The sequence below is a fragment of the Kaistia adipata DSM 17808 genome (assembly GCF_000423225.1).
GTDB lineage: Bacteria > Pseudomonadota > Alphaproteobacteria > Rhizobiales > Kaistiaceae > Kaistia > Kaistia adipata.
In genome coordinates, this window is record NZ_KE383991.1 from 1095651 (window position 1) to 1107415 (window position 11765).

At 68.0% G+C, this 11765-nt stretch carries 10 protein-coding genes; 9 read left to right on the plus strand and 1 reads right to left on the minus strand.

The annotated features are described in order from the left end of the window. Window positions 1-2 precede the first annotated feature (2 nt). Window positions 3-845, minus strand: a complete 843-nt coding sequence (locus G539_RS0118055) for an NAD-dependent epimerase/dehydratase family protein (protein ID WP_029076443.1) — start codon at window positions 843-845, stop codon at window positions 3-5. 294 nt (window positions 846-1139) lie between these two features. Between G539_RS0118055 and G539_RS0118060 the strand changes: the two genes are divergently transcribed. From G539_RS0118060 to G539_RS0118105, 9 genes are all read left to right on the plus strand, one after another. Next, the gene (locus G539_RS0118060) at window positions 1140-1499 is read left to right on the plus strand and encodes a DUF423 domain-containing protein (RefSeq protein WP_029076444.1); all 360 of its coding nucleotides are present in this window, start codon (window positions 1140-1142) and stop codon (window positions 1497-1499) included. Window positions 1500-1594: 95 nt separating this feature from the next. Beyond that, complete coding sequence (locus G539_RS0118065; protein WP_029076445.1) at window positions 1595-3181, plus strand: peptide chain release factor 3; 1587 nt, start codon at window positions 1595-1597, stop codon at window positions 3179-3181. A gap of 323 nt (window positions 3182-3504) precedes the next feature. After that, entirely contained in the window at window positions 3505-3852 is a 348-nt protein-coding gene (locus G539_RS0118075) for an MmcQ/YjbR family DNA-binding protein (RefSeq protein WP_029076447.1), read from the plus strand. Window positions 3853-3983: 131 nt separating this feature from the next. After that, window positions 3984-5186, plus strand: a complete 1203-nt coding sequence (locus tag G539_RS0118080; protein ID WP_035831556.1) for a lytic murein transglycosylase — start codon at window positions 3984-3986, stop codon at window positions 5184-5186. 188 nt (window positions 5187-5374) lie between these two features. After that, window positions 5375-5920 (plus strand): RBBP9/YdeN family alpha/beta hydrolase, encoded by a 546-nt coding sequence (locus G539_RS0118085; RefSeq protein ID WP_035831558.1) that lies wholly within the window; start codon window positions 5375-5377, stop codon window positions 5918-5920. Window positions 5921-6116: 196 nt separating this feature from the next. After that, complete coding sequence (locus G539_RS0118090; RefSeq protein WP_051231609.1) at window positions 6117-8594, plus strand: membrane-bound PQQ-dependent dehydrogenase, glucose/quinate/shikimate family; 2478 nt, start codon at window positions 6117-6119, stop codon at window positions 8592-8594. Between the two features lie 437 nt (window positions 8595-9031). Further along, window positions 9032-10048 (plus strand): taurine ABC transporter substrate-binding protein, encoded by a 1017-nt coding sequence (gene tauA / locus G539_RS0118095; protein ID WP_029076451.1) that lies wholly within the window; start codon window positions 9032-9034, stop codon window positions 10046-10048. Between the two features lie 94 nt (window positions 10049-10142). Further along, a complete protein-coding gene (locus G539_RS0118100) occupies window positions 10143-10913 on the plus strand; it encodes a taurine ABC transporter ATP-binding protein (protein ID WP_029076452.1) in 771 nt (256 codons plus the stop codon). Further along, window positions 10910-11758 (plus strand): ABC transporter permease subunit, encoded by an 849-nt coding sequence (locus G539_RS0118105; protein ID WP_029076453.1) that lies wholly within the window; start codon window positions 10910-10912, stop codon window positions 11756-11758. Before G539_RS0118100 ends, G539_RS0118105 begins: the two co-directional genes overlap by 4 nt. Window positions 11759-11765 lie beyond the last annotated feature (7 nt).

Genomic DNA, 11765 nt, shown 5'->3' on the forward strand with positions numbered 1-11765 from the left:
CTTCAGCGCCAGCCGAACTGCGGCTTGTAGCCGAGCACGCGCTTCGCCTTCTCGATCGACAGCAGCGTCTCGTGCGGCGCAAGCGGATGCTTGCGCGCGATGCCCGGAAACGCCTCGTCGAGCAGCGAGTCGTTCGAGCGGCTCATCACGCCGTCCTCGTTGGCGATGACGAACACCTCGGCGCCCTTCAGCGGCGATTCGAGCGCGAGGCGGCACGACTGCGCCGCGTCCCGCACGTCGATATAGGCCCAGAGGTTCCACTTGCGGGCGTTGATGTCGGCATCGAAGGCCGGGAACTCGCCATAGCGCTCCGGCGCGATCACGTTGGAGAAGCGCAGGCCGAAGATCTTCATCTCCGGATCCCAGCGGCAGAACTCCTTCGCCATCTCCTCGCCGAGGAATTTTGACAGCGAATAGGCCGTCTCAGGACGGCCGCGATATTCCTCGTCGACCGGGACGTAGGGCGGCGGCGTGTCGAACGGCAAGCCGAGGACGGTCTCGCTGGATGCCCAGACGACGTTGCGGATGCCGAGCACCCTCGCCGCCTCGAACACGTTGTAGGTCGAGACCATGTTGGTTTCGAAGATCACGTGGTTCGGCGCGAGCCCCGGCGCGGGAATGGCGGCGAGATGGACGATGCCGGTGACCTTGCGGATGCGGTCGTCGACGCTGGAGAAAGCGGCCAGCGCCTGGCCGTGATCGGTCAGGTCGACCTTGCTGAACGGCACGCCCTGGCCGGCCGGCGGCGGCGCCATGTCGATCGAGGCGACCTCGTAGCCATGTTCGACGAGATCCTTCACCACCGCGCGGCCCGCGAGCCCGCTTCCCCCCGTGACGATGATCATGATTTCCTCCCGGCCATGTCGTTGAAGCGCCGGCCCCCTGTGGCCAGACCGCCATGCTAGCGCTAGCATAGCAGCCGGCAAGGGCGTGACAATGGCGGGAACGACGGGCCGCGCGGCACGTCTTCCGGCGGGATGGGCGCATTTGCCACGAGGCCAGTCCGGCCCGAAACAGACTATCCAGACGGCTGCCCGCCTCGCCATGCGAGTGGATCCTTCGATCCGCACGCGGCATGAAGCGGCGGCATCGTGGCTCAATGCGCCGGCCGACCCGGCCCCCGACAGGAGAAGAACTCGATGAACGGTCAGCGCGCCCTCCTCGTCGTCGCGGGACTTGCCGGCATGCTCGGCGTGGCGATGGCCGCCGCCGGCGCCCATGTGCCGGGCGGCGAGCGGCTCGGCACCGCCGGCAACATGGCGATGGCGCAGGCCCCCGCTTTGCTGGCGCTCGGCTTCTTCGTGCCGGCGACGGCCATCCTTATGACGATCTCGGCCTGGGCGATCGCGCTCGGCCTCGTCGGCTTCGCCGGCGCGCTCGCCTTCCACACGCTGACCGGCAATCCCGCCCTCTCCTTCATCGCGCCGATCGGCGGCACGACGATGATGATCGGCTGGCTCGGCGTCGCCGTCTCCGCCCTGGTGCAGAAGCGCCGCTAGCCCGCCAGCAAACGCTCCGGGGCGCTCGGGGCTGGCCTTTCCGCGCCGTCTCGTCTATCGATGCGGCCGCTCCGAAATTTGTGAAAAGACTGCTCATGGACGCCCTTACCGGACCCGTCGACCGCCGGCGGACCTTCGCCATCATCTCGCACCCCGACGCGGGCAAGACGACGCTGACCGAGAAGCTGCTGCTGATGGGCGGCGCGATCCAGCTCGCCGGCGAGGTCAAGGGCAAGCGCGACCGCCGCCAGACGCGATCCGACTGGATGGGCATCGAGCGCGAGCGCGGCATCTCCGTCGTCACCTCGGTGATGACGTTCGAATATGGCGACACCATCTTCAACCTGCTCGACACGCCGGGCCACGAGGACTTCTCGGAAGACACCTACCGCACGCTGACCGCGGTCGATTCGGCCGTCATGGTGATCGACGCCGCCAAGGGCATCGAGGATCGCACGCGAAAGCTGTTCGAGGTCTGCCGCCTGCGCGACATCCCGATCGTCACCTTCATCAACAAGCTCGACCGCGAGACGCGCGATCCGTTCGACCTGCTCGACGAGATCGAGAAGACGCTGGCCCTCGACACCGTGCCGATGACCTGGCCGATCGGCCGAGGCCGCGAGTTCGCCGGCACCTACGACATCGTCGCGCGCACCATCCGCCGCATCGACACCGACAACTCGGTCATCCCCGTCACCGGCCCCCGGGATCCGAAGATCGACGCCCTGACGACCGCAAGCGCCGTCGCCGATTTCCGCGACGAGCTGGAGCTGGTCGAAGGCGCCGGCAACGGCTTCGACATGGACAGCTTCCGCCAGGGCCACCTGACGCCGGTCTATTTCGGCTCGGCGCTGCGCAATTTCGGCGTGCACGACCTGATCGACGCCATGGCCGCCTTCGCCCCGTCGCCGCGGCCGCAGCAGGCCGAGAGCCGCATGGTCGAGCCGACCGAGCCGAAAATGTCCGGTTTCGTCTTCAAGATCCAGGCGAACATGGACCCGAACCACCGCGACCGCATCGCCTTCCTGCGCGTCTGCTCGGGCAAACTGCAGCGCGGCATGAAGGCCAAGCTGGTCCGCACCGGCAAGCCGATCCCGCTGTCGAGCCCGCAGTTCTTCTTTGCCCAGGATCGCCTGATCGCCGACGAGGCCTATGCCGGCGACGTGGTCGGCATCCCGAACCACGGCACGCTCCGCATCGGCGACACGCTGACCGAGGGCGAGAACCTCGTCTTCCACGGCGTGCCGAGCTTCGCCCCGGAAATCATGCGCCGCATCCGCCTGCAGGATCCGATGAAGGCGAAGAAGCTGAAGGAAGCCTTGCAGCAGATGGCCGAGGAAGGCGTCGTGCAGGTCTTCGTGCCGCATGACGGCTCGCCGGCGATCATCGGCGTCGTCGGCGCGCTGCAGCTCGACGTGCTGAAGGAGCGCATGCAGGTCGAATACGGCCTGCCGATCGACTTCGAGCATTCGCGCTTCCAGGTCTGCCGCTGGGTGACCTCGACCGACAAGGTCGCGCTCGAGACCTTCGTCGACCGCCACCGCTCGTCGATGGCGTCCGATCTCGACGGCGCCCCCGTGTTCATGGCGCCGTCCGCCTTCGAGCTGCGCTACGACCTCGAGCGCTCGCCCGAGATCGTCGCCAGCGAGATCAAGGACTACCAGCGCGAGAAGGCGGCTTAGATCCCCTCTCCCTGAGGGGACCTTAGCGCCGCTTCAAACGGCCTTCATGCAGCGCTCTGTCAGCAACATCCTGAGGAGGCTTGCGAAGCAAGCCGTCTCGAAGGACGCACGGATTGGGGGCAGCTCATCGATTGCATGGCCATTCCGCGTGCTTCGAGACGCCCTTTCAGGGCTCCTCAGCATGTTGAGAACGGTGTTGTGCAAGGTCTCCCCGGGGCGCGGCGAGAAGCAGGTTCCGCATCGGTATATTGGCCTGAGCCGGGACTGGACGACGGCTCCGGCCTGACCGAGACTGTCTCAGACGGGCCGAGACGGAGCGATCCATGCCGGTGGACTGGCCGACCCTGAAGTCGATCTTCCTCGCGCTCCCCGAGGTGCGCGAGGGGATCACGCACGGAACGCCCTCCTTCTATCTCGGCAAGACCTTCTTCGGCCGGTTGCAGGAAGACGGCGTCACCTTCGCGCTGAAGATGGATCGCGACGACCGCGACATGCTGATCGCCGTCGAGCCGGAGGTGTTCTTCACCAACGACCATTTCCGCGGCTACGCCTATGTGCTGGTGCGGCTTCCGGCCACCGACGCCGACAGGCTGGCGCCGCTCGTCGAAAAATCCTGGCGGCAGACGGCGCCGAAGCGGCTGGTCCAGCGGTTCGAGCCGGCGGCACGCTGAGCGGAAAGCCGCATTTCGTCATGGAATCGACGGATTGAGCCGGGCATAGTCGCCGCAATCGATTCCGCGCCGTCCCATCGGCCGCATTGTTACAACACGGGCCGCATCGGCCACTCCCCCTGGAGGCTTCCATGCGAAAAGCTGGCTTGCAGCTCGCAACCGTCCTCGCGCTCACCGTCACGGCGCTCCCTGCCTTTGCTGCGTCCTGCAAGGATGCCTCCGGCTTCCCGGCCTGGCTCGAAGGCTTCAAGCAGGAGGCCGCGCAGAAGGGGCATTCGCCGCAGGCGATCGCCGCCCTCGACGGCCTCTCCTATGCGCCCGACGTCGTCGCCAAGGATCGCGCCCAGAACGTCTTCTCGCAGAGCTTCCTGGAATTCTCCGACCGCATGGTCGCGAAGTACCGGATGCAGAAGGGCCAGCAGCTGATCAAGCAGAACGCCAAGCTGTTCGACCGGATCCAGAAGGATTACGGCGTGCCGGCGGCGGTACTGGTCGGCTTCTGGGGCCTGGAGACGGATTTCGGCGCCAATCTCGGCGACATGCCGACGCTCCGCTCGCTGGCGACGCTCGCCTATGACTGCCGCCGCCCGCAGCTCTTCCACGACCAGCTGATGGCGGCGCTCACCGTCATCGACCGCGGCGACCTGACCGCCGCGCAGATGAAGGGCCCCTGGGCCGGCGAGCTCGGCCAGGTGCAGTTCCTCGCCACGCATTACCGCGATTTCGCCGTCGACTATGACGGCGATGGCCGCCGCGACCTGATCAAGAGCACGCCGGACGTGCTGGCCTCCGCCGCCAACCTGCTGGTGCACGAAGGCTGGCAGGCGAACCAGCCCTGGCTGACCGAAGTCCGCGTGCCGGCGAACCTCGACTGGTCGCAGGCCGACCTGCAGATCCAGCATCCGGTCTCGACCTGGCAGAAGATGGGCGTGACCGTCGCGCCGGGCTCGAAGCTTCCGGATCAGAACCTGAAGGCCTCGCTGCTGCTGCCGATGGGGCGCAACGGCCCCGCCTTCCTCGCCTACCAGAATTTCCGCGTCTATCTCGAGTGGAACCAGTCCTTCATCTACGCCACCACCGCCGCCTACTACGCAACGCGGCTGGCGGGCGCGCCGCCGGTCGGGCCCGGCACGGTCGGCAAGCAGCTCCCCTACAAGGACGTCGTCGAACTGCAGAAGCTGCTCGCCAAGCGCGGCCATGACGTCGGCAAGGCGGACGGCATGATCGGCGCCGGCACCCGCGCCGCCGTCAAGGCGATGCAGATCGAGCTCGGCCTGCCGGCCGATTCCTATCCGGACATGGCGCTGCTGCAGCGCCTGCGCGGCGGCTCCTGACGAATCCCGGACGCGGCCTGTCGGAGGACGGGCCGCCTCCGCGTCGCGGGATCGCGGCACGGCCGCGCGACGGATGCGTGGAACGAAAATCCGGCTCCGGCGAAAAGCTTGGAGCCTCGTTCCTTCGGACGAAACCGACGCTGATCTATTCTGGCTGCATGTACGCCCCCCGCGACAGAGCAGCGACCATGTCCCGATTGATCATTCCCGGCTGGCAAGGATCCGGCGCCGGCCATTGGCAGCGCCGCTGGCTCGACGTCGACGCGGATGCCCGCGTCGTCGAGCAGGATAACTGGCACGAACCCAACCTCGAATCTTGGTTGGCGCGCCTCGACGCCGCCGTCCGGCAGACCCGCCCCTCGACGCTGATCGCCCACAGCCTCGGCGTGGTCCTCGTCGCGCACTATGCGCGTCGCTATCCGCGGTCGCCGATCACCGGCGCGTTGCTGGTCGCGCCCGCCGATATCGAGAGCCTTCCGGCGGATCATCCGATCGCCGGCTTCGGCCCGGTGCCGCTGACGCGTCTCCCCTTCCCGACGATCCTCGCTCTGAGCCGCAACGATCCCTATGTCTCGGTCGAACGGGGCCGGCTGTTCGCCAGGCGCTGGGGTTCGGAGCTCGTCGATCTCGGCCATGCCGGCCACGTCAATGCCGAGAGCGGCCACGGCCGCTGGGCCGACGGCTTCCGTCTCGCCGCGCAGCTCGGCAAGGGCGGGATCCGGGCGGCCGCCTGACCGTCCCCGCGCCGTCCATCCGCAACCAGGATCGTCCGGCGGGTTGTACTGCGAAACCACGAGGCCTAGCTTACGGTCAGACTCCTGTTGAGTCGTCGCGCCGCCCGGCGCGAACGCGTGGTCGGTCCCAAGCGGACACAATCGCAGATCGGCGCCGGTCGCCCCCCATTCCGGTGCCTCATACCGAGGTAGAACAATGGCCAATCCGAGAACTCCGCTGGGCATAGGCGGGTGGTTGCTCGTCCTGTTCGGAATCGTCGTCGCGCTCATCGGCCTGCTGTTCGCGGTGAAGGGCGTCGAGCTGATCCTGCTCGGCGGCTCCTGGTATTACGCGATTGCCGGCATCGGCCTGGTCATCGTCGGCCTGCTCTACATCCTGCGCCGTCGGGTCGGCGTCTGGCTCTATGTCCTCATCCTGCTGGCGACCATCGCCTGGGCGGTCTGGGAGGTCGGGCTCGACTTCTGGCCGCTGGTGCCGCGCCTGGTCGCGCCGGCCGTCCTCGCCATCATCGCGTTGATCCTGGTGCCGGCCTTCCCGGCGCGGGACGGCGTGCGCCGCTCCTCGATGCCGGCCATCCTGCTGGCGCTGATCCTGTTCATCGCGCTCGGCGCCGGTATCTACTACGCCTTCCAGCCGCATGGCGTCATCCGCAACCAGGTGGCCGAAACCCCGGCCAAGCCCATCGTCCCGGCCGCGGCCGAGGGCGCGACCGACTGGCGCCACTATGGCCGCACGCCCTATGGCACGCGCTATGCGCCGATCGACCAGATCAACCGCGACAACGTCAAGAACCTGGAAGTCGCCTGGACCTTCCAGACCGGCGATCCGGCCGTCTCCGGCGCCGAGGACCAGAATACGCCGCTGCAGGTGGGCGACACCGTCTACACCTGCTCGCCGCACAACATCGTGCATGCGCTGAACGCCGAAACCGGCGCCGTGCGCTGGAAGTTCGACCCGGAGGCGAAGTCGCCGCTCTGGCAGCGTTGCCGCGGCGTCAGCTACTACGCGCCGGTCGTCGTCCCGGCGGCAGAGCCCGCCGCCGAGGCGACCCCGGCCACGCCGGAGGCCGGCACGCCGCCGGCCGGGACGGAGGCAACCACTGCCGAGACGCCGGCCGCTCCTGCCCCAACGCCGGTCGCCGACAATTGCGGCCCGCGCATCGTCATGACGACGATCGACGCCCGCCTGATCCAGATCGACGCCAAGACCGGCGAGCTCTGCACCGGCTTCGGCAACAACGGCACGGTCGACCTCAAGAACGGCATGGGCGAGGTCAAGCCGGGCTTCTACTTCCAGACCTCGGCGCCCACCGTCATGCGCGACCTGATCCTGGTCGGCGGCTGGGTCTGGGACAATGTCGAGACCGGCGAGCCCTCGGGCGCCGTCCGCGCCTTCAACGCCAGGACCGGCGAGTTGGTCTGGGCCTGGGACCTTGGCAACCCCGCCATCACCAAGCTGCCGCCGGAGGGCGAGAGCTATACGCGTGGCACGCCGAATGTCTGGTCGACGCCGAGCTATGACGAGGCGCTCGGCCTCGTCTACCTGCCGACCGGCAACGCGACGCCGGACTTCTTCGGCGCGCATCGCTCCAAGGAAGCCGAGGAATACTCCGCCTCGGTCGTGGCGCTCGACATCGAGACGGGTCGCGAGCGCTGGAAGTTCCAGACCGTGCACCACGACATCTGGGACTATGATGTTCCCGCGCAGCCGGCGCTCTACGACGTGCCGGATGGCAAGGGCGGCACGATTCCGGCCCTGATCCAGGTCACCAAGCGCGGCCAGATCTTCATGCTCGACCGCCGCGACGGCAAGCCGATCGCCGAGGTGCAGGAGAAGCCGGTGCCGCAGACCGGCGGCGTGAAGGAGGACTTCCTGTCGCCGACCCAGCCCTATTCGGTCGGCATGCCCTCGATCGGCACCGAGCCCTTCACCGAGGCCCGGATGTGGGGCGCCACGCCGATCGACCAGCTCTTCTGCCGCATCGCCTTCAAGAAGATGCGTTACGAGGGCGAGTTCACCCCGCCCGGCACGACGCGCTCGCTGATCTTCCCGGGCTATTACGGCGGCATGAACTGGGGCAGCGCCTCGATCGACGAGGCGAACGGTCTGCTCGTCGTCAACGACATCCGCATGCCGCAGTTCGTCGAGTTGCTGCCGCGCGAGGTCGCCGACAACTACGGCCCGTCGGCCGCGCATGACGGGCTCGGCACGCAGAAGGGCACGCCCTATGGCGCTCTCAAGAATGGCTTCATGTCAATCATCGGCGTGCCCTGCCACCAGCCGCCCTACGGCACGATCACCGGCATCGACCTGAACTCGCGCCAGATCGCCTGGCAAGTTCCGGCCGGAACGTTGAAGGACACCGGCCCGCTCGGCCTGAAGAGCGGCATGCCGCTCCCGGTCGGCATGCCATCGCTCGGCGGCCCGACGACGACTGCCGGCGGCCTCGTCTTCTATGCCGGCACGCAGGACTATTACCTGCGCGCGCTCGACAGCAAGACCGGCGAGGAGCTCTGGAAGGCCCGCCTGCCGGTCGGCGCCCAGGCGACGCCGATGACCTATGTGTCGCCGGAGAGCGGCCGCCAGTTCGTCGTGATCTCGGCCGGTGGCGCCCGGCAGTCGCCGGACCGCGGCGACTACATCGTCGCCTATGCGCTGCCGAAGGCCAACTGACCCGCCCCACTGGCGAAGCCATCGAGGGAGGACGCGCAAGCGCCCTCCCTTTTCCTTTGCGCGTCTCGCTTGGCCCGGCCCCACGGCGACGCAGTCCTCTCCCCATCGGGGCCGCGCGATCGCCAGCTCGAAAAATCGCGCAACGAACGACCTTCCCCTCGGTCAAATTTAAAAACGACTTCCTTTATCGTCTTAGTGGTTCTTCTAGGCTGGAAGCACGGTCGGATGATCGACCGCCGCGGCGATTTCAGGATCGGCTTGCCCCGCGCCAACAACGGCTAAGCCCCATAGGGAGCACGTCCATGACCCCACGGCTCTGTTGACGCCCAGCTGACGGCGACGCCGCCCCGACGCGGCATCCTCCATCCATTGTCATTCTCCCTGCGCGCCTCCCTCCGAGCGAACGGGATCGCACGCGCAAAATCCGGATCAAATCCATGTCCAGACTGACCCGCCGCACCTTCGTGGCCACTGCCGCCGCCATCGGGCTGACGCTTGCCGCCGGCGCCACCGCCCGAGCCGACGAAACGAAGCTGACGATCGGCTACCAGACCGTCGTCGAACCCTCCAAGGTGCCCCAGGCCGACGGCCTCTACGAGAAGGCGAGCCACGCCACGATCGACTGGAAGAAGTTCGATTCCGGCGCCGACGTGATCGCCGCGATCGCCTCCGGCGCCATCGACATCGGCTATGTCGGCTCCAGCCCGCTGGCCGCCGCGGCCAGCCGCGAACTGCCGATCGAGACCATCTTCGTCGTCGGCCTGATCGGTGAATCCGAAGCCCTCGTCGTCCGCGACGGCGCCGGCATCGCCGAGCCGAAGGACCTTGCCGGCAAGAAGATCGCCGTGCCCTTCGTCTCGACCACGCATTACAGCCTGCTCGCGGCGCTGAAGCACTGGAACATCGATCCGAAGACGGTCGAGATCCTCAACTTGCGACCGCCCGAGATCGCCGCCGCCTGGGAGCGCGGCGACATCGACGGGGCCTATGTCTGGGATCCGGCGCTCGGCAAGATCAAGGAAAACGGCAAGGTCCTGACCGACTCCGCGAAGGTCGCGACCTTCGGCGCGCCGACCTTCGATGCCTGGATCGTCCGCACCGACTACGCCAAGGAGCATCCCGACGTGGTGAAGGCCTTCGTCAAGACGACCGGCCAGGCCTATGCCGATTTCCGCGCCAAGCCGGAGAGCTGGGACGCCAAGTCGGATCAGGCCGCCAAGATCGCGCGCCTCACCGGCGCCAAGATCGAGGAAGTGCCGGCGCTCCTGAAGGGCTACCACTTCCCGCTCCTCGACGAGCAGGCTTCGGCCGCACTTCTCGGCGGCGGCACCGCCAAGGCGATCGCCGACGCCTCCGCCTTCCTCAAGGAGCAGGGCAAGATCCCGGCCGTGCTGCCCGACTATAGCGGCGCCGTCACGACCAAGTTCGTGACCGAGGCGCTCGCCTCCAACTGATCGCGTCGCGGCGGGGGCACACGCCGCGATCCAGGCCCGTTCCGCGATCCCTCGCGGAACGGGCCCTTCGATTTTCCGGTCCGGAGGTCTGTCCATGCCGCATCTCGCCATCGAAACCGTCACGCTCCGCTATGACGGCGGCGCGCCGGTGCTGACCAATCTCTCGCTCGACATACGCTCGGGCGAATTCGTCGTGGTGGTCGGGCGATCCGGTTGCGGCAAGACCTCGTTGCTGAACCTCGCCGCCGGCTTCCTGAAGCCTGCCTCCGGTTCCGTCTCGGTCGACGGCCGCAAGGTCGAAGGCCCGGGCGCCGACCGCGCCGTCGTCTTCCAGAACGACGCGCTCTTTCCCTGGCTCTCCACCGCCGAGAACGTCAGCTTCGCCGCGCGGCTCGCCGGCGTCGCTCCCGCGGAAAGAGGCGCAGAGGCCGAACGGCTGCTCGAGATCGTCGGCCTCGCCGGCCTCGGCGACCGGCCGATCTGGCAATTGTCCGGCGGCCAGCGCCAGCGCGTCGGGCTGGCGCGGGCGCTCGCCGCCAACCCGGCCTTTCTGCTGATGGACGAGCCGCTCGGCGCGCTCGATGCGATGACGCGCGAAAGCATGCAGGACCTGCTCTTGAACGCATGGGACCGCAGCGGCGCCGGCACGCTGCTGATCACGCATGGCGTCGAGGAGGCGCTCTATCTCGCCACCCGCATCGTCGTGATGGCGCCGGCCCCCGGCCGCGTCATCCGCCGGCTCGACGTCGATTTCGGCCGCCGCCGGCTTGCCGGCGAGAGCGCGCGTTCGATCAAGGCGAGCCCGGAATTCGTCGCGGCGCGCGAGGACCTGCTCGACAGCATCTTCGAAAGGGAAGCCGCATGAGCCTCGACCTCGCCGACGCCACACTCGCGCCGTCGCGGACGACGGAGCGCCCGGACGCCACGCCAGCCAGGGAGAGGAAGACGCCCGTCGTCGCCATCACGGCCGGCGTGACGATCGCGAGCCTGATCGCCGCCTGGGCGATCTCCGCGCATTTCCGGCTCCTGCCGGCGCTGTTCCTGCCCTCGCCCGTCGAGGTCGGCCGCGCCTTCGTGATGGTGGCGCGCGACGGCTTCGTCGACGCGACGCTCTGGCAGCATCTCGGCGCCAGCCTCGGCCGCGTCTTCGCCGCGCTCGTCGGGGCGACGCTCGTCGCCGTACCGATCGGCTTCGCCATCGGCGCGAGCCGGATCGGACGCGGCATCTTCGATCCGATCATCGAGTTCCTGCGACCGATCCCGCCGCTCGCCTACCTGCCGCTCATGATCATCTGGTTCGGCATCGGCGAGCCGTCCAAGATCCTGATCATTGCAATCGCCATGCTGGCACCGATCGTCATCTCGACGGCGGCGGGCGTTAAGAGTGTCGATCCGGACCGGGTGAACGCCGCCCGTTCGCTGGGCGCCACGCGGGGGCAATTGCTGCGACACGTCGTGCTGCCGAGCACACTGCCCTCGATCCTGACCGGCATCCGCATCGCGCTCGGCGCCGGCTGGTCGACGCTGGTCGCGGCCGAACTGGTCGCCGCCTCGCGCGGGCTCGGCTTCATGATCCAGTCGGCAGCGCAGTTCCTCGTCACCGACGTCGTGCTGATGGGCATCCTGGTGATCGCCGCCGTCGCCTTCGCGCTGGAAGCGTCGTTGCGCTGGCTCGAGCGCCGGCTGGTGCCCTGGGCCGGCAGGAACTGACGCCGAA

Excerpts from the sequence above, each read along its gene's own strand:
- G539_RS0118055 (WP_029076443.1), bottom strand. The coding sequence starts at position 845 with ATGATCATCGTCACGGGGGGAAGCGGGCTCGCGGGCCGCGCGGTGGTG.
- G539_RS0118060 (WP_029076444.1), top strand. The coding sequence starts at position 1,140 with ATGAACGGTCAGCGCGCCCTCCTCGTCGTCGCGGGACTTGCCGGCATG.
- G539_RS0118065 (WP_029076445.1), top strand. The coding sequence starts at position 1,595 with ATGGACGCCCTTACCGGACCCGTCGACCGCCGGCGGACCTTCGCCATC.
- G539_RS0118075 (WP_029076447.1), top strand. The coding sequence starts at position 3,505 with ATGCCGGTGGACTGGCCGACCCTGAAGTCGATCTTCCTCGCGCTCCCC.
- G539_RS0118080 (WP_035831556.1), top strand. The coding sequence starts at position 3,984 with ATGCGAAAAGCTGGCTTGCAGCTCGCAACCGTCCTCGCGCTCACCGTC.
- G539_RS0118085 (WP_035831558.1), top strand. The coding sequence starts at position 5,375 with ATGTCCCGATTGATCATTCCCGGCTGGCAAGGATCCGGCGCCGGCCAT.
- G539_RS0118090 (WP_051231609.1), top strand. The coding sequence starts at position 6,117 with ATGGCCAATCCGAGAACTCCGCTGGGCATAGGCGGGTGGTTGCTCGTC.
- tauA (WP_029076451.1), top strand. The coding sequence starts at position 9,032 with ATGTCCAGACTGACCCGCCGCACCTTCGTGGCCACTGCCGCCGCCATC.
- G539_RS0118100 (WP_029076452.1), top strand. The coding sequence starts at position 10,143 with ATGCCGCATCTCGCCATCGAAACCGTCACGCTCCGCTATGACGGCGGC.
- G539_RS0118105 (WP_029076453.1), top strand. The coding sequence starts at position 10,910 with ATGAGCCTCGACCTCGCCGACGCCACACTCGCGCCGTCGCGGACGACG.